21 protein-coding genes are annotated in these 17,639 nt (G+C 69.5%); 10 read left to right on the forward strand and 11 right to left on the reverse strand.

What is annotated here, in order from left to right; genetic code table 11:
- Nucleotides 1-74: 74 nt before the first annotated feature.
- Entirely contained in the window at nucleotides 75-566 is a 492-nt protein-coding gene (locus PXH83_RS00275; protein ID WP_274555294.1) for a flavin reductase family protein, read from the reverse strand.
- Entirely contained in the window at nucleotides 563-889 is a 327-nt protein-coding gene (locus tag PXH83_RS00280; RefSeq protein ID WP_274555296.1) for a TlpA family protein disulfide reductase, read from the reverse strand. Before PXH83_RS00280 ends, PXH83_RS00275 begins: the two co-directional genes overlap by 4 nt.
- Nucleotides 890-1,108: 219 nt before the next feature.
- On the opposite strand from PXH83_RS00280, the gene PXH83_RS00285 reads away from it, so the two are divergent.
- On the forward strand, nucleotides 1,109-1,831 hold the full coding sequence (locus PXH83_RS00285) for a lysophospholipid acyltransferase family protein (protein WP_274555298.1): 723 nt from the start codon (nucleotides 1,109-1,111) through the stop codon (nucleotides 1,829-1,831).
- Nucleotides 1,832-1,862: 31 nt separating this feature from the next.
- Here the strand turns inward: PXH83_RS00285 and PXH83_RS00290 are convergent, their stop codons facing one another.
- From PXH83_RS00290 to PXH83_RS00320, 7 genes are all read right to left on the reverse strand, one after another.
- Nucleotides 1,863-2,555, reverse strand: a complete 693-nt coding sequence (locus PXH83_RS00290; RefSeq protein ID WP_274555300.1) for a B3/B4 domain-containing protein — start codon at nucleotides 2,553-2,555, stop codon at nucleotides 1,863-1,865.
- Between the two features lie 22 nt (nucleotides 2,556-2,577).
- Entirely contained in the window at nucleotides 2,578-3,177 is a 600-nt protein-coding gene (locus PXH83_RS00295) for a transglutaminase-like domain-containing protein (protein ID WP_274555303.1), read from the reverse strand.
- An 85-nt stretch (nucleotides 3,178-3,262) separates the two neighbouring features.
- Nucleotides 3,263-4,342: a threonine aldolase family protein gene (locus PXH83_RS00300; protein ID WP_274555305.1), complete on the reverse strand. Its 1,080-nt coding sequence runs from the start codon at nucleotides 4,340-4,342 to the stop codon at nucleotides 3,263-3,265.
- Nucleotides 4,339-5,109: an SDR family oxidoreductase gene (locus tag PXH83_RS00305; protein WP_274555306.1), complete on the reverse strand. Its 771-nt coding sequence runs from the start codon at nucleotides 5,107-5,109 to the stop codon at nucleotides 4,339-4,341. Before PXH83_RS00305 ends, PXH83_RS00300 begins: the two co-directional genes overlap by 4 nt.
- Before the next feature lie 26 nt (nucleotides 5,110-5,135).
- Nucleotides 5,136-6,533 carry a DUF6421 family protein gene (locus tag PXH83_RS00310; protein ID WP_274555309.1) on the reverse strand — a complete coding sequence of 466 codons (1,398 nt, stop codon included), beginning with the start codon at nucleotides 6,531-6,533 and terminating at the stop codon, nucleotides 5,136-5,138.
- An 81-nt stretch (nucleotides 6,534-6,614) separates the two neighbouring features.
- A complete protein-coding gene (locus PXH83_RS00315) occupies nucleotides 6,615-7,619 on the reverse strand; it encodes an alpha/beta hydrolase (protein ID WP_274555311.1) in 1,005 nt (334 codons plus the stop codon).
- The gene (locus PXH83_RS00320; RefSeq protein WP_274555313.1) at nucleotides 7,616-8,773 is read right to left on the reverse strand and encodes an LLM class flavin-dependent oxidoreductase; all 1,158 of its coding nucleotides are present in this window, start codon (nucleotides 8,771-8,773) and stop codon (nucleotides 7,616-7,618) included. The genes PXH83_RS00315 and PXH83_RS00320 overlap by 4 nt, the downstream gene beginning before the upstream one ends.
- Before the next feature lie 52 nt (nucleotides 8,774-8,825).
- On the opposite strand from PXH83_RS00320, the gene PXH83_RS00325 reads away from it, so the two are divergent.
- Both PXH83_RS00325 and PXH83_RS00330 read left to right on the forward strand, forming a co-directional pair.
- Nucleotides 8,826-9,473: a PadR family transcriptional regulator gene (locus PXH83_RS00325; RefSeq protein ID WP_274555315.1), complete on the forward strand. Its 648-nt coding sequence runs from the start codon at nucleotides 8,826-8,828 to the stop codon at nucleotides 9,471-9,473.
- 126 nt (nucleotides 9,474-9,599) lie between these two features.
- The gene (locus PXH83_RS00330) at nucleotides 9,600-10,283 is read left to right on the forward strand and encodes a glycerophosphodiester phosphodiesterase (RefSeq protein WP_274555317.1); all 684 of its coding nucleotides are present in this window, start codon (nucleotides 9,600-9,602) and stop codon (nucleotides 10,281-10,283) included.
- 52 nt (nucleotides 10,284-10,335) lie between these two features.
- Here the strand turns inward: PXH83_RS00330 and PXH83_RS00335 are convergent, their stop codons facing one another.
- Entirely contained in the window at nucleotides 10,336-10,890 is a 555-nt protein-coding gene (locus PXH83_RS00335) for a GNAT family N-acetyltransferase (RefSeq protein ID WP_274555319.1), read from the reverse strand.
- A gap of 72 nt (nucleotides 10,891-10,962) precedes the next feature.
- On the opposite strand from PXH83_RS00335, the gene PXH83_RS00340 reads away from it, so the two are divergent.
- From PXH83_RS00340 to PXH83_RS00365, 6 genes are all read left to right on the forward strand, one after another.
- On the forward strand, nucleotides 10,963-11,349 hold the full coding sequence (locus PXH83_RS00340) for a VOC family protein (protein WP_274555321.1): 387 nt from the start codon (nucleotides 10,963-10,965) through the stop codon (nucleotides 11,347-11,349).
- Nucleotides 11,350-11,447: 98 nt separating this feature from the next.
- Nucleotides 11,448-12,011, forward strand: coding sequence for a TetR/AcrR family transcriptional regulator (locus tag PXH83_RS00345; protein ID WP_274555323.1), 564 nt, complete (start codon nucleotides 11,448-11,450; stop codon nucleotides 12,009-12,011).
- Between the two features lie 130 nt (nucleotides 12,012-12,141).
- Nucleotides 12,142-12,684 carry a DUF5134 domain-containing protein gene (locus tag PXH83_RS00350; RefSeq protein WP_274555326.1) on the forward strand — a complete coding sequence of 181 codons (543 nt, stop codon included), beginning with the start codon at nucleotides 12,142-12,144 and terminating at the stop codon, nucleotides 12,682-12,684.
- A gap of 84 nt (nucleotides 12,685-12,768) precedes the next feature.
- Nucleotides 12,769-13,704 carry a M56 family metallopeptidase gene (locus tag PXH83_RS00355; protein WP_274555328.1) on the forward strand — a complete coding sequence of 312 codons (936 nt, stop codon included), beginning with the start codon at nucleotides 12,769-12,771 and terminating at the stop codon, nucleotides 13,702-13,704.
- A 58-nt stretch (nucleotides 13,705-13,762) separates the two neighbouring features.
- Nucleotides 13,763-14,431, forward strand: coding sequence for a phosphatase PAP2 family protein (locus PXH83_RS00360; protein ID WP_274555330.1), 669 nt, complete (start codon nucleotides 13,763-13,765; stop codon nucleotides 14,429-14,431).
- 180 nt (nucleotides 14,432-14,611) lie between these two features.
- Nucleotides 14,612-15,253, forward strand: coding sequence for a TetR/AcrR family transcriptional regulator (locus PXH83_RS00365; protein ID WP_274555332.1), 642 nt, complete (start codon nucleotides 14,612-14,614; stop codon nucleotides 15,251-15,253).
- Here the strand turns inward: PXH83_RS00365 and PXH83_RS00370 are convergent.
- Nucleotides 15,241-16,728, reverse strand: coding sequence for an LVIVD repeat-containing protein (locus tag PXH83_RS00370; protein ID WP_274555334.1), 1,488 nt, complete (start codon nucleotides 16,726-16,728; stop codon nucleotides 15,241-15,243). The genes PXH83_RS00365 and PXH83_RS00370 overlap by 13 nt on opposite strands.
- Nucleotides 16,729-16,905: 177 nt before the next feature.
- Between PXH83_RS00370 and PXH83_RS00375 the strand changes: the two genes are divergently transcribed.
- On the forward strand, nucleotides 16,906-17,568 hold the full coding sequence (locus PXH83_RS00375; RefSeq protein ID WP_274555336.1) for a DUF305 domain-containing protein: 663 nt from the start codon (nucleotides 16,906-16,908) through the stop codon (nucleotides 17,566-17,568).
- Nucleotides 17,569-17,639: the final 71 nt, after the last annotated feature.

Raw genomic sequence — 17,639 nt, forward strand, 5'->3', positions numbered from 1 at the left:
GCTCTTTCCCTGTAAGCAAGCGCTTTGAACTGTGACCTTGCCAACGCTGCGTAATCGGAAGGCAGCGGGAACTCTCAGTCCCTCAGCGCGTTGAAGCGACCTTGGTGATAGAGCAGCGGCCGGCCGTGTCCCGCAGGGTCTCCGGCAACAACCTGGCCGAGCACGATCCGATGATCCCCCGCGGGCACGCGCGCCACCACACGGCACACCAGCCACGCCAGTACGCCGTCGAGCACGGGCACCCCCTCGGGTCCCGTACGCCAGCTGGTGGGCGGCGCGAAACGGTCGGCGCCACTGCGGGCGAAGGTGGCCGCCAGGCCCCGCTGCTCCTCGGCCAGTATGTGGACGCCGATGTGCTCGGCCTCGGCCAGCACCGGCCAGCTGGACGAGCCTGTGCCCACTCCGAAGGAGACCATCGGCGGATCGGCGGCGACCGAGTTGAGCGAGGTGGCGGTGAAACCGACGGGGCGCGAGCCCTGCGCGGTGATCACCGCGACACCGGCGGCGTGCTGCCTGAAGACCGAGCGCAGCAGTTCTGGAGAGCCCACCTGGGCTGCCCTGGTCATACGGCCCTGCCAAGTGCCGCGAGGACATCGGCGCGGCGCGGCTGCCCCGAAGCCCTGCGCACGACTCGCCCGTCCGCGTCGAGCACCAGCACGGTCGGCGTCCTTACGATGCCCAGCTCCCGTACGAGATCGAGCCGCGCCTCCGCGTCGATCTCCACATGGGCCACTCCCTCGACCATGCCGGCGACTTCGGCGAGGGTCCGCCGGGTCGCCCGGCAGGGCTGGCAGAACGCGGTGGAGAACTGGACGAGAGTCGCCCGCTCCCCCGGCTCCGCACCGATCTCGGCCGCACCCAGTTTCCTACCGCCGTCGTGCCCTGACACCCGCTGCCTCCCCTTGTTCTGACGTGTCCCTTTCCAGCATTCACGGCATGAAGACGATTCCCGCACTTTCCCTACGTGACGAGAATCTCGCGCATGAAAGACCTCAGGGCTGGCTACTCGGGCGCTCATGGGGCACGATCTGCCCAACGCCGCTAAACCTACGGCTGCGTAACTTCCGCCGGGAGAGCCCTCCCCGGGCACAGAAGGGTCACCCCTGACATGGCAGAACTCGTCTATCGACCGGTCATCGGTGCCGCACGTACCTTGTTCAAGGCGCTGGACCTGAAGATCGACACGCAGGGTTCTGAAAACGTCCCCCGCACCGGTGGCGCCGTGCTGGTGAGCAATCACATCAGCTACCTCGACTTCATCTTCGCCGGACTCGGCGCGCTGCCGCAGAAGCGCCTGGTGCGCTTCATGGCGAAGGAAGCGGTCTTCCGGCACAAGATCGGCGGGCCGCTGATGCGCGGCATGAAGCACATTCCGGTGGACCGCAAGCAGGGTGAGACCGCGTACGCGCACGCTCTCGACTCGCTGCGTTCCGGCGAGGTCATCGGTGTCTTCCCGGAGGCGACGATCTCCGAGTCGTTCACGCTGAAGAGCTTCAAGTCGGGTGCGGCCCGGATGGCACAGGAGGCCGGGGTGCCGATGATCCCCGTGGCCCTGTGGGGCACGCAGCGCCTGTGGACCAAAGGCAAGCCGCGCAATTTCGGCCGTAACCACATCCCGGTGACGATCCGCGTCGGCGAGCCGATGGACGCACCCAAGGACGAGTACGCGGGCGCCATAACCCGGCGGCTGCGCGGGCGCGTGCAGGAGCTGCTCGAAGCGGCTCAGCGCGCGTACCCCGTACGACCGAAGAACGCCGAGGACACCTGGTGGGTCCCGGCGCACCTCGGCGGCACGGCGCCGACCGCCGCGCAGGTGCGCGAGGCCGGCTGACCGTCCGTACGGCCTGATCCATTCCGGCGGGCTACTCCGGGGAGCGGACGGTGATCCGCACCCCGGGGCTCAGCTTCTCCAGCGACTCGGCGAGTTCGGCCCCTGCGGCCTGGAGCTCGCCGATTGTCATGGGGGCCATGCTTTCCAGCAGGAAGACGGCGTTGACCGACTCCTCGGTCAGGCGCGTGCGGACGCCCTGGCGCCAGTTCCAGCGCCGGCAGGTGACGCCTTCGTCGTCGCACCAGACGACTTCGCCCGCATCGGGGTGCTCGACGACGTCCTCGCCACCCGCGACCGTGACGAAGGGCTCTTCGCCGGTGGCCCGTACGAGCCTCATGCCGCCCGTGATCCGGTCCAGGTCCTCGCCGCCGACCGGGATGAGGTGGGCGACGCTTATGGCGTTGTAGAGATCGACGAGCAGATTGATGCGCGGCAGCCCGGCGTCCGACAGCGCGCGCCTGGCCAGCGCCTCGGCGGAGTTGCGGTTGCGGGACGGCTTGGTGCCGAAGGCCGTGTACGCGGCACGCCAGGCGGCCATGTGCGGGTCCTCGTGCGGGGCGAGGCCGCCGAGGCGCTCGGCGAGGCATCGCGTCGCGTCGTCGAGGAGGGCCGAACTGTTCGCGTCGCTGGGCCCGTTGACCAGGCCGTGGGCCTCGACGGCGAGGTGGGTGAAGCCGGGGGTGAGGGCCCGCACCTCGTCCGACACGGTGAGTGTGAGTGTCATGTCTGCCTTGCCTCGGGGGCGTTCAGAGTGCGACGGGGAGTGTCCGCCAGAGGTACGGCCGGTCCGGGGCGGCTCGCAGAGCGCGCAGGACGGCCGGATGTGGTGCAGCATACAACACCGGGTAGTCCACTTCACTGCACTCCGGGCGCACGGACCAGGCCAGCCGCTCACCGTCGAGGGAGAACTGTGCGTCGACGCCGGGCTTGTTGCCGCGCGGGTCCTGCCGCGACCAGGCACTCCGCCCCGGGAGCTTGATGGCGACCAAGCCGTGGACCATCGGGTTCGAGCCATCGTCGTCCGTGAGCCGCTGATAGCAGAGCGCGGTGGGGATGGACTCGGCGCGCAGCAGGGCGGCGAGGGCGTGGGACTTGGCGTGGCAGATGCCGCTTCGCTGCGCGAGGACGTCGGAGGCACGCCAGGTGACACGCATGTCGCCCGTGTCGTAGGAGTGCGGGACGGTGTCGCGTACGAACTCGTAGGCCGCTTGGGCGTATGCGTATGCATCGGACGCTTCGGCGCGAAGCTTCGCCGCCGTGTTCCGTACGAGCGGATGCTCATGGTCGACAGCCTCGTCGGCCGCCAAGTAGGCCGAAAGGGCTGGGCTTTCCTGGATCATCTCCATGGCGGCCGAGCATAAAGACGCAGCCGACCGGAAGTCAATCATCTTCCGATCGACCGCATATTTATGCGCTATCTGGGTACGCGGGCTACCTGGCCATCTCTTCCTTCAGCGCCTGCACGAAGCCGTCGACGTCGTCCTCCGAGGTGTCGAAGGAGCACATCCAGCGGACGTCGCCCGCCGCCTCGTCCCAGAAGTAGAAGCGGTAGCGCTCCTGCAGACGCACACTGACGTCGTGCGGCAGCCGCGCGAAGACGGCGTTGGCCTGCACCGGGTAGAGGATCTCGACACCGTCCACCGTGCGGACACCGGCGGCGAGCCGCTGCGCCATCTCGTTCGCGTGGCGGGCATTGCGCAGCCACAGGTCGCGCGCGAGCATCGCCTCCAACTGCACCGATACGAAACGCATCTTGGAGGCGAGCTGCATCGACATCTTGCGCAGGTGCTTCATGGCGCGCACCGCGTCGGGGTTGAGGACGACCACGGCCTCGCCGAAGACCATGCCGTTCTTGGTGCCGCCGAAGGTCAGGATGTCGACGCCGACGGTGTTGGTGAAGGTCCGCAGCGGTACGTCGAGCGAGGCCGCCGCGTTGGATATCCGGGCGCCGTCGAGGTGCACCTTCATCCCGTGCTGGTGCGCGTGGTCGCAGATCGCCCGGATCTCGTCCGGTGTGTAGACCGTGCCCAGCTCGGTGTTCTGGGTGATCGAGACGACCTGCGGCATGGCGCGGTGCTCGTCCTCCCAGCCGTACGCCTGCCGGTCGATGAGCTCGGGCGTCAGCTTGCCGTCGGGCGTCGGTACGGTCAGCAGCTTGAGGCCGCCGACCCGCTCCGGGGCGCCGCACTCGTCGACGTTGATGTGCGCACTCTCGGCGGCGATGACCGCGCCCCACCGGTCCGTGAGCGCCTGGAGGGCGACCACGTTGGCGCCGGTCCCGTTGAAGACGGGGAACGCCTCGGCGAACGGGCCGAAGTGGCTGTGCATGATCCGCTGGAGGTGGTCGGTGTAGTCGTCCTCGCCGTAGGCGACCTGATGGCCGCCGTTGGCGAGGGCGATCGCGGCGAGAACTTCGGGGTGGGCACCCGCGTAGTTGTCGCTCGCGAAGCCACGTACCAGCGGGTCGTGGTGCCGACGGGCGTCGGTCTTCGCCGTGTTGTTCTGGTTCACGGCTTGGGGGTCAGCCACAGGCGCTGTCCATTCACTTCCCTGGCGGGCCTGTCCCAGACTCCGGCGATGGCCTCGGCCAGTTCCTTGACGTCCGTGAAGCCCGCGAACTTCGCGTTCGGGCGCTCGGCGCGCATCGCGTCGTGCACCAGTGCCTTGACGATCAGGATGGCAGCCGCGGCCCGCGGACCGTCGTCGCCCCCCACCTTGCGGAAGGAGTCGGCGAGCGCGAGGGTCCATGCCTCGGCGGCGGCCTTGCCCGCGTTGTACGCGGCATTGTTCGCCGTGGGCTTGGCCGCACCGGACTGGCTCACCAGGACGAACCGGCCGCGGTCGCTGCGCAGCAGCGCGTCGTGGAAGGCGATCGAGGTGTGCTGCACGGTACGGATGAGGAGCTTCTCCAGGAAGTCCCAGTCCGCGAGGTCGGTCTCGGTGAAGGACTTCGCGCCGCGCCAGCCACCGACGAGGTGGACCATGCCGTCGATGCGGCCGAATTCCTTCTCGGTCTTGTCGACCCAGTCCCGGGTGGCTTCGAGGTCGAGGAGGTCGACGATGTCACCGGTGACGGTGGCGCCGCCGTGGGCGTACCGGGCCGCGTCGACGGCCTCCGCGAGCCGTGCCGCGTCGGCGTCGGAGGCCACCACGACGGCCCCTGCCTCGGCGAGCGTCAGCAGTGCGGCACGGCCGGCCGGCCCACCGGCTCCGGCGACCGCGATGACGGCGCCCTCCAGCGGGCCTCCGTTGCCGTTGCCGGTGGTGTTTGCGGTCATGGTCGTCGCCTCCTGGGCGCGAGGGCTCACGCGGCCACCCGCTCGGCACTCTTCGCGGTGATCCCCTTGGTCGAGGCGATCACATTCTTCAGCTTCTTGGAAAGCGCCTCATAGAACATGCTCAACGGAAACTCGTCCGGAAGCACGTCGTCGACGAGTTTGCGCGGGGGCAGCGACAGGTCCAGGGCATCAGGGCCCTTGGCCCAGCGCGAGCCCGGGTGGGGTGCCAGGTACGTCGAGACCAGGTCGTACGCCGCGAACCAGTGCACCAGCTTCGGGCGGTCGATGCCCGCCCGGTAGAGGTCCTCGATCTCGGCGCAGAGCTGGTTGGTGACCTGCGGGGCACGCTCCCAGTCGATCTTCAGCGTGTTGTCGGTCCAGCGCACCACGTCGTGCTTGTGGAGGTACGCGAAGAGCAGCTGGCCGCCGAGGCCGTCGTAGTTGCGGACGCGGTCGCCGCTGACCGGGAAGCGGAACATCCGGTCGAACAGCACGGCGTACTGCACGTCACGGCCGTGCGCGTTGCCCTCGGCTTCGAGCTTCACGGCCTCCTTGAAGGCGGTGAGGTCGCAGCGCAGCTCCTCCAGGCCGTACATCCAGAACGGCTGACGCTGCTTGATCATGAACGGGTCGAAGGGCAGGTCGCCGTGGCTGTGGGTGCGGTCGTGGACCATGTCCCACAGCACGAAGGCCTGCTCGCAGCGGGTCTGGTCGGAGACCATCGCCCGGATGTCCTCGGGCAGTTCGAGGCCGAGGATCTCCACGGAGGCCTCGGTGACGCGGCGGAAGCGGGCCGCTTCGCGGTCGCAGAAGATGCCGCCCCAGGTGAAGCGCTCGGGGGCCTCGCGCACGGCGATCGTCTCCGGGAAGAGCACCGCGGAGTGGGTGTCGTACCCGGCGGTGAAGTCCTCGAAGGTGATGCCGAGGAAGAGCGGGTTGTCGTAACGGGTGCGCTCCAGCTCCGAAAGCCACTCGGGCCACACCATGCGCAGCACGACCGCTTCGAGGTTGCGGTCGGGGTTGCCGTTCTGCGTGTACATCGGGAAGACGACCAGGTGCTGAAGGCCGTCAGCGCGCTGCTGCGCGGGCTGGAAGGCGAGCAGCGAGTCCAGGAAGTCGGGTACGCCGAAGCCGCTGTCGGCCCACTTGCGCAGGTCGGCCACGAGGGCGCGGTGGTACGCGGCGTCGTGCTCCAGCAGCGGGGCGAGCTTCTCGACCGCGTTGATCACACGGTCGAGGGTGGCCTCCGCGGTGACGCGGGAGGGCGCCCCTTCGGCGTCGAAGTCGATGGAGCCGTCGGCCGACTGCCAGGGCCGGATCTCCTCCACGGCATTCTTGAGCTCGGGCCAGGCCAGGTGCTCGACCACGCGCCGGGCGTCGGATATGCCGCCGGCTGCTATGTCCTGCACAAGAATTTCCGTCATGTCACTTCCTCCACGGGAGAACCTCGCGTCAAGGCACCGTATAGGTATTCACCCCTCCCACTCAAGTGGTACCCCAGTAAATTATCCTGCACAGCCCCCTTGATCGCAGCGATTCTTCCTGCCCTTGGCCGTACTGGCGATGGCTTCTGCCACTCCGGTCAAGGCATCGCGGGCGTCATCGAGGATTTCCGAGAAGCCGAAGAAGCCGTGGAACATCCCGGGACAGTGGCGTTCTGCGACCGTCACTCCGGCCCTCCGGAGCCTCTCCGCGTACGCCTGCCCCTCGTCGCAGAGCGGATCGCAGCCCGCGGTGACGATGTACGCGGGCGGTAGCCCCGCCAGGTCGCCTGCCCGCAGCGGCGAGGCGTAGGGATGGGCCCCGTCGCCCTCCGGGCCCAGGTACTGCTCCCAGAACCAGCGCAGCGCTGCCGCCCCCAGGAAGTAGCCGGTGGCGTTCTTCCGGTACGAGTCGGTGTCCTGCCCGGCGTCGGCCGCTGGATAGACGAGCGCCTGAAGTGCGATGGCGGGGCCGCCGCGCTCCTTCGCCATGAGCGCAGCCACGGCCGACAGGGTGCCGCCCGCACTGTCGCCCGCGACGACCAGCGCCCGCGGATCGCCGCCCAGCTCCCCCACATGGCCGGCGGCCCACAGCAGGGCGGCGTACGCGTCCTCGACGGCGGCGGGGAACCGGGCCTCGGGTGCGAGCCGGTAGTCGACGGAGACCAGCACGGCGCCCGAGGCGCGGCACAGGCCCCGGACGGTGATGTCGTGGCTGTCCAGACCGCCGATGACCCAGCCGCCCCCGTGGCAGAAGACGACGGTGGGCCGGGGCCCCGTCGCGGCCTGCGGGTCGGGCCGGTAGATCCGTACCGGTATCCCGGGAGCCCCGTCCGGGCCCGGAATGGTCCGCTCCTCCACCGAGCCGACCTGCGGGGGCGCCACAGGAGGCTTCGGCAACGCGTCGATCATGCGGCGGGCCTCGACGGCGTCGGTGACGGCGCCGCCCAGATCGGGGAAGGCGGAGGTCATGAGGTCGACCAGTTGCCGCGCATCGGGGGCCAGGCGGTCGCCGGCTTCGCCTGTCATCGGCCGCCGCCCCTGAAGCCGCCGTCCTTGACGCCGCTCTCCTTGAAGTACGGGATGACTTTCTCGCCCCACTGCCGGATCGTTTCCAGGCACGCCTCCTGCGGGACGGTGCCCATTTGGATCAAGCACATGATTTCGTCGGCGCCCGCGTCGCGGAGCCGTTCCACATAGGCGATGGCGTCGTCCGCCGTGCCGTACGCGTGGTCGGCGTTGAACGTGGCCGTGGAGGCGGGGCGTACCGGGATGTCGTGCTCGTGCAGCCGCGCGACGACCTGCTCGGCGGCCCTGCGCATCTCGGCTGCCTCGTCGGCGCCGTCGACGACCGCCTCGTCGGGGATGCCCGCGCCGCCGTACCAATGGCCGATGGACTGGGCGAAGAAACGCTGGCCGCGTACGCCGATGCGCCGCGCCCGCTCGCGGTCGTCGAGCACGATTGTCGGGCAGAGCACCGAGAAGTGGTCGTTGACGACGCTCGACACGAACCGCTCCGGGGTGCGGGCGGCGACGGCGGCGTCGTACGCGGTACGCATCCCGGCGATCGACTCCGGTCCCGCGAAGCCCATCACCAGCGCGCCGATACCGAGCTCGGCGGCCTGGGTGAGGGTCTCGGTGCGGCTGCACGCGAGGAAGAGCGGAGGGTGCGGGGTCTGCTCGGGCCGGGGCAGGATCGGATGCGGATCAATGTCGATCAGCTCGCCGTGGTACTCCAGCTCGTCCTCCTGCCACGCCCTGCCGATGATCCGCAGCGCCTCCTCGACCTCCTGGGTCGTACGGCCCCTGTCGACCCCGCACAGCGAGGTCTCCTGCTCCGTACCGCCGCGCCCGGCTCCCAGATCGAGCCGCCCGCCGGAGAGCAGGTCGAGCATGGCGGCGCGTTCGGCGACGCGCGCCGGGTGGTTGAAGCGGAACGGCATGCAGACGACGCCATGACCGATGCGGATGGTCGTGGTCTTCGCGGCCACCCAGGTCAGGAAGATCTCCGGGGCGGACATGTGCGCGTACCACTTCAGGGAGTGGTGCTCGACGGCCCAGATCCGGTCGAAGCCCATCTTCTCGGCGAGCACTGCCTGTTCGACGCTGTCGCGGATGACCTGATGCTCGCGCTCGACGGTGGGGTCGGCCAGTTGCGCCTCGAAGATGACGGAGAACTTCACGGTGCCTCCAGGGGGTTGCGTCCATGGGGCTGCGCTTATTTCAATCAGTCATATGACTAGTCGTCAGATATCGAGGAAGCAAGACCCGGGCCCGGACGACCTGCCGCCGACCGCATGGGCGGTGCTCGGCCTGCTCTCCTTCCCGGGTGAGCGGACCGGCTACGAGCTGAAGAAGTGGGCGGACGCCTCCCTGCGCTTCTTCTACTGGTCGCCCGCCGTCAGCCAGATCTACGCGGAGCTCCGGCGCCTCGAATCCCTCGGATACGCGGCGTCCCGGCGCTCGGGCCCCGAAGAGCCGCGCACCAAACGCCAGTACGCGATCACCGAAGAGGGACGGGCGGCGCTCGCCGAGTGGGCGGACAGCGCCGGGGACACGGGCCCGCCGGTGCTCAAGCATCCGCTGGTGCTGCGCGTATGGCTTGGTCACCTGGCGGACCCGGAGCGCCTGCGGGAGCGCGTGGAGGACCACATCGCCCGTACGCGGGGCGAGTTGAAAGAGGTACGGGACGCTCTGGCGCGGGCGGGGGGCGTCGCCGACTGGGCACATCCTCAGGTGGCGCTGCGCTGGAGCGAGCGGCAGCATCTGGCCGAGCTGGAACTGGCGGAGGCGATGCTGGCCGATCTGGACGGGCTGGGGACGCCGGGCACGTCGACGACACTGCCGCGTCAAAGCGCCAGGGGTCCGCTCACGCAAGGGTGACGCGGCTCGCGTCGGCCCGGCCCGGGCCCGAGCGGAGCGGTCCGCTTCCGCCTGCGAGCGGGGTTCCCTCGGGGAAGAGGGCCGTTAGGCTGCCCGGGAGCCGCCGTCGACGGAAGCGAGATTGCCTTGAGTTTCCTCACCATTGGTCACCGTGGGGTCATGGGTGTCGAGCCGGAGAACACCCTCCGTTCCTTCGTCCGTGCCGAGCAGGCCGGCATGGACGCGATCGAGCTGGATCTGCATCTGAGCAAGGACGGCGCGCTCGTGATCATGCACGACGCGGAGGTGGACCGTACGACCGACGGCAGGGGCGCGATCGCCGACCTGACCCTCGCGGAACTGCGGGGACTCGACGCCGGGCAGGGCGAGCGCGTTCCCCTCTTCGAGGAGGTCCTCGACGCCGTGAAGTCCCCGCTCCAGGCAGAGATCAAGGACGTGGCGGCGGCGCGGGCGCTCGCCGAGGTCATGCACCGGCGGGATCTGACCGGGCGCGTGGAGGTGTCGTCGTTCCACGACGAGGCGGTTGCCGAGATCGCGTCGCTGGTGCCGGGCGTACGGACCGCGCTGATCGCCAGCCGCTGGGGCGGCGATGTGGTGGACCGCGCCAAGGCGGTGGGCGCGGCGACGCTCGCCCTGAACATCCGGAGGTTGACGCTGGAGACGGTGGAGCGTGCGCACAGGGAGGGTCTCGCGGTCATCGGCTGGGTGGTGAATACGCAGGATCATCTGCGGCTGGTGCGGGCGCTGGAGCTGGACGGTGCGACTACGGACTACCCGGAGATTCGGCGTACGGGGCGGTTCACGGCGTAGAGGTGGCTCGGGGCGTGGGCGGGGCGGGTGCGGGTTGCTGCGGCGCAGCCCCCTACCCGCCCAGCGTCTTGACCAGCAGCTCGAACGCGAGGTCGTCCCGCTGCGGCACGCCGAACCGCTCGTCGCCGTACGGGAACGGGCTCATCCGCCCCGTCCGCCGGTAGCCGCGCCGCTCGTACCACGCGATGAGTTCGTCACGTACCGAGATCACCGTCATGTGCATCTCACCCACGCCCCACGCCTCACGCACCGTCCGCTCCGCCTCCGCGATGATCACCCTCCCCAGGCCACCGCCCTGCAGGCCCGGCGCGACGGCGAACATCCCGAAGTAGGCGGCGTCACCCCGGTGTTCAAGCTGGCAGCAGGCGACCACCGCGCCGTCCCGCTCGACGGTCAGCAGTCGGCTGTCCGGCGACTTGATCACATCGAGGACGCCCTCGGGGTCCGTCCGCTGCCCTTCGAGGATGTCCGCCTCCGTCGTCCACCCCGAACGGCTGGAGTCCCCGCGGTACGCCGACTCTATGAGCGCGACCAGCACGTCGACATCGGCTTCCGTCGCGTCGCGGAAGGTGAGCTCTGCGTCGGCCGGGCGCGGGGTCGTGTCCATGAAAGGCGCTCTCCAGATCTGTACGGCGGAGGTCGGGCGACCTGAGCCTAACGCCCGCTAAGGTCCGGATGCATGGTGCATGTACTGAGCAGCAGGACACTCCTCCGCCCCACGGACCCCGAGCGCTCCCGCGCCTTCTACGGCGGGGCGCTGGGTCTCGCCGTCTACCGCGAGTTCGGTACGGGCCCCGAGCGCGGCACCGTGTACTTCCTCGGCGGCGGCTTCCTGGAGGTCTCGGGACGTTCCGATACGCCGCCCTCCCCCGCTCTCCAGCTGTGGCTCCAGGTCGCCGACGCGACAGCTGCGTACGAGGAACTGTCGGCGCACGGCGTCGATGTGCTGCGGCCGCCGGTGAAGGAGCCCTGGGGACTGGTCGAGATGTGGATCGCCGATCCGGACGGCGTACGCATCGCGGTCGTGGAGGTACCGGCGGAACATCCCCTCCGCTACCGGCCGTGACCAGCGGCTAGGCTGGGCCGACCGAGGCTGACTGAAATTCCGGTCAAGGCCTGGGGCGCAGCGAGTCCGGGGAGTGGACAAGGAGTGGATGAGTCGACATGGCGTCCGACCGTCAAGTACTGATCATGGAAGCGGCCGTACGTGTCATTGCCCGCAGCGGGGTGCGGGGACTGCGTGTCGAGCAGCTGGCCGCGGAGGCGGGGGTGTCCACGGCGCTGATCTACTACCACTTCAAGGACCGGTCCGGTCTCATCCGCCGGACCCTCGATTTCGTCAGCGACCGGGCCGTCGCCTACACCGACGAGGCGATCGCTCGTGCCGATGATGCGCGCGGCGAGCTCGAACAGATGCTGCTGACGGAGCTCCAGGACACGCCCGGGGTACGGGAGAACAGCACCGCCTGGGGTGAACTCCGCGCCAGCGCGGTCTTCGAGAGCGACGACCTGCGGGATGCTCTGGCGCGCTCCACCCGGTCCTGGGTGACCGATGTCGCCGAGGCGATCCGGGCGGTGCGGCCGGATGCGAACGCGGAGGACGCGGCGGAGCGGCTCACCGCGCTCGTCGAAGGGCTCAGCGAGCGCTGGCTGAGCGGCTCCTTGGCACTGGAGCGGGCACGTGAGCTGTTGCGGGGAGGGATCGCGGTCGAACTCGACGCGGGGTAGCGCCGCAGGCAACCCGCACAAGCCCACGCTCCCCCACACACCCCGCGCGCACCCCCACGCGCCCGCATACGACCCCCCACCGCTGGGCATCGCATCGACGGGACGACACCGTCGAACGGGGAGGTACACCGTGCACGGACAGGCGTTGTCCAGCTGGCTGCTCGTCGCGCTGTGCTCGGCGACCGGCGCGTACTGCGTTCTGCGCATGTACACCGGCATGGGGGAACACCGGAAAGAGGCGGGCAGCGATGCCCTGATGGGATTCGGCATGGCGGCCATGGCCGTGCCTGCAGCGGTGGCCGCCCCGCCGTTGCTGTACGCCGCCGTCTTCGGCGGCGCCGGCCTGCGCGCCCTGTGGCAGGCCCGCGGGAGTACGCACCATCTGCACCATCTCGTCGGCTCGCTGGCGATGGTCTACATGGCCCTGGTGATGGCACCGGGCACTGGTCACACACCCGGGTACGCCCCCGGCGGCGTACCCCTCCTGACCGGGGCGCTGCTCCTTTACTACGCGACGTACGTCCTGCGCACCGGGGTCCGGTTGATGCCGGTGTCCACCGGGGCTGCGGGAACCGGCGGCCGGGCGCCCGCCTGGGGTGCTCGTCCCGAGCTCGCGATGGCCTCCCGGCTCTCCATGGGCATCGCCATGATCGCCATGCTGGTCACCCTCTGAGGGCGCCCGCGAAACCGTGGCCTGCGTCACTTGACGCACCCAAGTCCTACCCGGGAGTAGCCCCGTCCTCATAGGCTGCTGCCCATGACGGTCCCCTTCGCACTTCTGCTGCTCGGTGTCGTCGCCGCCGTCGCCGCCCCGCGGCTCATGTCGCGGGCCGACTGGCGGGAGCGCGAACCCGTGGTGGCCCTGTGGGTGTGGCAGTGCATGGTGGCCGGTGTCCTGCTGTGCCTGGGTCTGTCGATGACGTTCAGCGCGGCCGCCGCCTGGCAGGCCGTACGGGGCCAGATGTTCGCGCCCGCCCCGCACGGTGTGGTCGAGGCGTACGCCCTTGCCGCCTACGGGCCCTGGTCCGCCGTCATCGCGGTGCTCCTCGCGTGCGGCGGTGCCTGGACGGCGGCAATGCTGACCCGGGAGATCCGCAGGGCGAGCGTACGGCGGAAGGTGCGGCGGGCGGAGCTGCTCGTACGCTCGCCGCTGCTGCCCGGCGAGGAACCCGGCAGCGACCGGCTCGTGGTCCTTGAGGGCGAGCGGCCCGACGCCTGGTGGCTGCCCGGTTCCGCGCCCCAACTGGTCGTCACCACGGCGGCGTTGCGCCGCCTGAAGGGCCGTCAGCTCGATGCCGTGCTCGCTCACGAGCAGGGTCACGCCCGCGCCAGGCACGACTGGCTGCTGAACTGCGCGTCCGCTCTCGCGATCGGTTTTCCGCAGGTACAGGTGTTCGCAGCGTTCCGCGACGAGATGCACAGGCTCGTGGAGCTGGCCGCGGACGACGTGGCCTCGCGGCGCTTCGGCCGGCTGACGATCGCCCTGGCCCTGGTCGAACTCAACGAGGACCGCGGCGTGTTCGGCCCGTGCCCGACGCCCGGCGCCGAGCTGCCGCACCGCGTGCACCGGCTTCTGACCCCCGTCCCGCGGCTCGCAGCGGGCCACCGGCTGGGGCTGACGGCCGCGGCCGCGCTCGTGCCTGTCGTGCCGCTGCTGGTCGCGTTCGCTCCGGGGCTCAACGCTCTCGGATAACGCGCTCGGACGACGGGCCGGGCGGTTGCGCGCGCCGCCCGTGGGCGAGGATCTTCCCATGCGCTCCCCCCACCCCGCCCTTCCGGCCCTCGTCCTCACCGGAATCGTCTGCACGGTCCTGTCTGTTGCGCTCCTGGTGCTCGTCGCCGTCGAGTGGGCCCCACTGATGGCGTTCGACCGCTCGGTCGCGGACGGGCTGCACAGTTCGGCCGTCGTCCGCCCCGACGTCACCCGAACCAATCGGGTGCTGACCGACTGGGTGTGGGACCCATGGGCGATGCGCGCGCTGGTGGCCGTCGCCGTCGTCTGGCTGCTGTGGCGGCGTGAATGGCTTCTCGCGATCTGGGCCGCGGCGACCAGTGCGCTCGGCTCGCTCGTACAGCAGGGCCTCAAGGCCGCGGTGGACCGCGACCGCCCCCGGTGGCCCGACCCCCTCGACTCCGCGCACTACGCCGCCTGGCCGTCCGGCCACGCGATGACGGCCGTCGTCACGTTCGGGATCCTGCTGTGGCTGCTCGCTCTGCGGGGCGCGGACCGACGCCTGCGTACCGCCGTGCTGGTGGTGGGGGTGGTGTCCTGCGTCGGCGTCGGTCTCACCCGGATCTATCTGGGCGTGCACTGGGCGTCCGACGTGCTGGGTGGCTGGCTGCTCGGAGCGGCGTTCGTCGCCGTCATGGCACTGGCGTACGGTCGCGTCGTCTCCTCCCGGGAAGGAACACCCGAATGACAGTCAAGGGCGCACTCTTCGACTTCTGCGCGGCGTACACGGGCAAGAGCCGCCCGTATCCGGCGGTCCCCCGCGCCGCCGGATACAGACGGCAAGCCCACGCAACAGGACCCCGTAAGGGACCCTGCGTGGTACGACTGAGTATATTGGCTGAGGGCCAGTCAACGCAGGAGTTACAGCATGTCCCCGCGCAGCGCATCGGTCAATGAAGAGTTGCGTCGGCGTTCCCGGGAACGGCTGCTGCAGGCAACCGTGGAGCTGGTCGGCGAACGCGGTTACGAGGCCGCGACCCTCGGGGACATCGCGGACCGGGCCGGTTCGGCGCGCGGTCTCGTCTCGTACTACTTCCCGGGCAAGCGGCAGTTGCTGCAATCGGCCGTCCACCGGCTGATGCACCGGACGCTCGAAGCGGCCCTGGAGCGCGAGCCGCGCAGCGAGGACGGCCGCGAGCTGCTGGCCCGGGCCATCGACGCCATTCTGGGGCTGGCGAGCGAGCATCCGCTGCTGATGCGCACGCACATGGCGGGCATTCTCCAGGCCGAGGGATTCGTCCAGTGCCCGGAGCAGCGGCGGCTCGCCGAGCTGCTGCGGAACACGGTCGTCCGGTACGGATCACAGGACGTGGACGTCGATTACCCGTTGCTGCGGGCCCTGTTGATGGGCGCGGTGTTCGCCGTACTGCTGCCGGGGGCGCCGATGCCGCTGACGAGTCTGCGGGCCGAGCTGTTCCAGCGGTACGGGCTGGACTGGGAGCTCGGCGTGCCGCCGGACGGGGATCCGCCCGGCGGCACGCGGGCATGCGGGGTCGATCAGCGGCGGTAGTCGGGCTGGGTCTGCACATTGAGCTCGTGCAGCCGGACCTTCTTGGCGCCGTCCGTGCGCTTGTCGTTGAGCTTCAGGACGTCGAAGCCCTTGGCCATGTCGTTCGAGTAGATGTAGCCGTTGTAGTAGTACGCCGACCAGGAGCCGGCGGTCACCGAGGTGTCCGCGCTGACCGGACCGCGCTCGAAGAAGGCGATCTCCTCGGGCTTGGACGAGTCGGTGAAGTCCCAGACGGACACGCCGCCCTGGTACCAGGCCTGGACCATGATGTCCTTGCCCTTGACCGGGATCAGCGAGCCGTTGTGGGCGACGCAGTTCTCGGTGTCCGCCTGGTGGCGGTCGATCTTGAAGTAGCTCCTGAACACCAGCTTGCGGCTGTCGCCCTTGCCGGTGATGTCGTAGATGCCGTCGGCGCCGCGGTTCGGGCCTGTGGCTTCGTTGCAGGTGGCGCCGACGCCGCCGCCGAGCTCGTCGGTGAAGACGACCTTGTTGGCCTTCTGGTTGAAGGTCGCCGAGTGCCAGAACGCGAAGTTGACGTTGTCCTGGACGCGGTCGATGACCTTCGGCTCCTCCGGGTCCTCGATGTCGAAGAGGATGCCGTCACCCATGCACGCACCGGCGGCCAGGTCCTTCGAGGGCAGCACGGTGATGTCGTGGCAGCCGGTCGTCTTGGAGACGCCCGGGTTGGTGGGCGCGCCCGGGTTTCCGCCGTCCGGGAAGAGCACAGGGAAGCCCACGATCGCGGACTTCTCCGGAGCGCTGCGCGGCACCTTGATGACGGAGATTCCGTCGTGCGGCGGCTTGCAGTCGGGGAAGCTCTCGCTGGGCGAGTACGACGAGACGTAGACGTAGACGTTACGGCGCTCCGGCACCAGGGTGTGCGTGTGCGAACCGCAGGCGGTCTCGACAGCGGCGACGTACTTCGGGTTGCTCTTGTCGCTGATGTCGAAGATCTTCATGCCCTCCCAGGAGGACTTCTCCGTCGCGGGCTGCGAGGTGCTGGCGCAGGAGTTGTCGTTGCGCGAGGAGTCCGTGGAGAGGAAGAGCAGGTTTCCGGAGACGGAGATGTCGTTCTGGGCACCGGGACACAGAACCTGGGAGACCGTCCTGGGGGCCTTCGGGTTGCTGATGTCGAAGATCCGGAAGCCGTCGTAATTGCCGGCGAAGGCGTAGTTGCCCTGGAAGGCCAGGTCCGAGTTGGTGCCCTTGATCGCGTCCTTGGGGACGTTCACGAGGTGCTCGATGTTCTTGCTGTGGGCGATCTCGTCGACGCCGGGTATCTCGCCGCTCTCGATGGCGGCCTTGGCCTCGGCATGCTGTGCGGTGGAGACGCCCTGCTTTGTGGCAGGCGAGTCTCCCGGGTCGGGGATCGCGGCCGCGGGTCCGGCCGTCAGCAGCGTAGCGAAGAGCCCGGCCGCGGCTGCCGCCACGCCGAGATGTCTGCGCCGCACGCGGGTGATGTGCAACGAGGTCACTGCGTCCTCCCTTGTATCCGTTCGTAGTTGAACGGTTCATACACCCCGGCAGTATCGTCGTTTGCATGCACATCTCAACAGATGGCAACTAAGACGTAATGAAAGTTTTTGATCAGTGGCGTGCGTGAGCGTGCTAAGAACTGTCATCAACCAGCCCATCTGCCCCAGGAGGTCGCCGTGTTGAACCGCCGAAAGCCAACGCGCGCCCGCAGACTCGCACTTGTGGCGGCGTCGGCCGTTTTCGCCGTGACCGGCCTCGGCGCGTGTTCCGCGGCCGGGGACGCTCCCGAGGCGAAGGCGGGCGGCGGGCCTTCCGTGGTGGCGCCGGGCAAGCCGGGCGAGCCCGCGAAGACCATGTCGGCCGAGGAGGCCGCGAAGTCCCTCCCCGACGACACACCCAACAGCGCGGACTTCTCGTACGCGCGCATGATGATCACGCATCACGCGCAGGCGCTCGTGATGACGGAACTCGCGCCGAAGCGCGCCGAGTCGGCGAAGGTGAAGCGGCTCGCCGAGCGGATCACGGCAGCTCAGCGGCCGGAGATCGACGCCATGCGGGGCTGGCTGGACAACAACGGCGGCAAGAAGCGCAAGGGCGGCCACGACCACGGCTCGATGCCCGGGATGGCCACGGAGAAGCAGCTCGCGCAGTTGCGCGAGGCGAAGGGCGAGGAATTCGACCGGCTCTTCCTGAAGCTGATGATCACTCACCATGAGGGGGCGGTCGGCATGGCCACCGAAGTCCTCTCGCAGGGGAACAACGTCCAGGTCGAGGAGATGGCGACCGACGTGCTCGCCCAGCAGACCGCCGAGATCGGCAGGATGCGCGACATGGCGTGAAAGGCTCGTCGCTCAGCGGTGACCCCGCCGGCGGCGCTGCCGCCCGGCCAGGAACCTTGATCCGGTCCGCG

Origin of the sequence: Streptomyces spiramyceticus (assembly GCF_028807635.1) — a bacterium.
Taxonomy (GTDB): domain Bacteria; phylum Actinomycetota; class Actinomycetes; order Streptomycetales; family Streptomycetaceae; genus Streptomyces; species Streptomyces spiramyceticus.

Bases quoted from the DNA above. Each gene is read 5' to 3' on its own strand.
- PXH83_RS00275 (WP_274555294.1), bottom strand. From the start codon at position 566: ATGACCAGGGCAGCCCAGGTGGGCTCTCCAGAACTGCTGCGCTCGGTC.
- PXH83_RS00315 (WP_274555311.1), bottom strand. From the start codon at position 7,619: ATGACAGGCGAAGCCGGCGACCGCCTGGCCCCCGATGCGCGGCAACTG.
- PXH83_RS00285 (WP_274555298.1), top strand. From the start codon at position 1,109: ATGGCAGAACTCGTCTATCGACCGGTCATCGGTGCCGCACGTACCTTG.
- PXH83_RS00340 (WP_274555321.1), top strand. From the start codon at position 10,963: ATGGTGCATGTACTGAGCAGCAGGACACTCCTCCGCCCCACGGACCCC.
- PXH83_RS00295 (WP_274555303.1), bottom strand. From the start codon at position 3,177: ATGGAGATGATCCAGGAAAGCCCAGCCCTTTCGGCCTACTTGGCGGCC.
- PXH83_RS00365 (WP_274555332.1), top strand. From the start codon at position 14,612: ATGTCCCCGCGCAGCGCATCGGTCAATGAAGAGTTGCGTCGGCGTTCC.
- PXH83_RS00325 (WP_274555315.1), top strand. From the start codon at position 8,826: ATGACTAGTCGTCAGATATCGAGGAAGCAAGACCCGGGCCCGGACGAC.
- PXH83_RS00305 (WP_274555306.1), bottom strand. From the start codon at position 5,109: ATGACCGCAAACACCACCGGCAACGGCAACGGAGGCCCGCTGGAGGGC.
- PXH83_RS00335 (WP_274555319.1), bottom strand. From the start codon at position 10,890: ATGGACACGACCCCGCGCCCGGCCGACGCAGAGCTCACCTTCCGCGAC.
- PXH83_RS00355 (WP_274555328.1), top strand. From the start codon at position 12,769: ATGACGGTCCCCTTCGCACTTCTGCTGCTCGGTGTCGTCGCCGCCGTC.
- PXH83_RS00310 (WP_274555309.1), bottom strand. From the start codon at position 6,533: ATGACGGAAATTCTTGTGCAGGACATAGCAGCCGGCGGCATATCCGAC.
- PXH83_RS00360 (WP_274555330.1), top strand. From the start codon at position 13,763: ATGCGCTCCCCCCACCCCGCCCTTCCGGCCCTCGTCCTCACCGGAATC.
- PXH83_RS00290 (WP_274555300.1), bottom strand. From the start codon at position 2,555: ATGACACTCACACTCACCGTGTCGGACGAGGTGCGGGCCCTCACCCCC.
- PXH83_RS00345 (WP_274555323.1), top strand. From the start codon at position 11,448: ATGGCGTCCGACCGTCAAGTACTGATCATGGAAGCGGCCGTACGTGTC.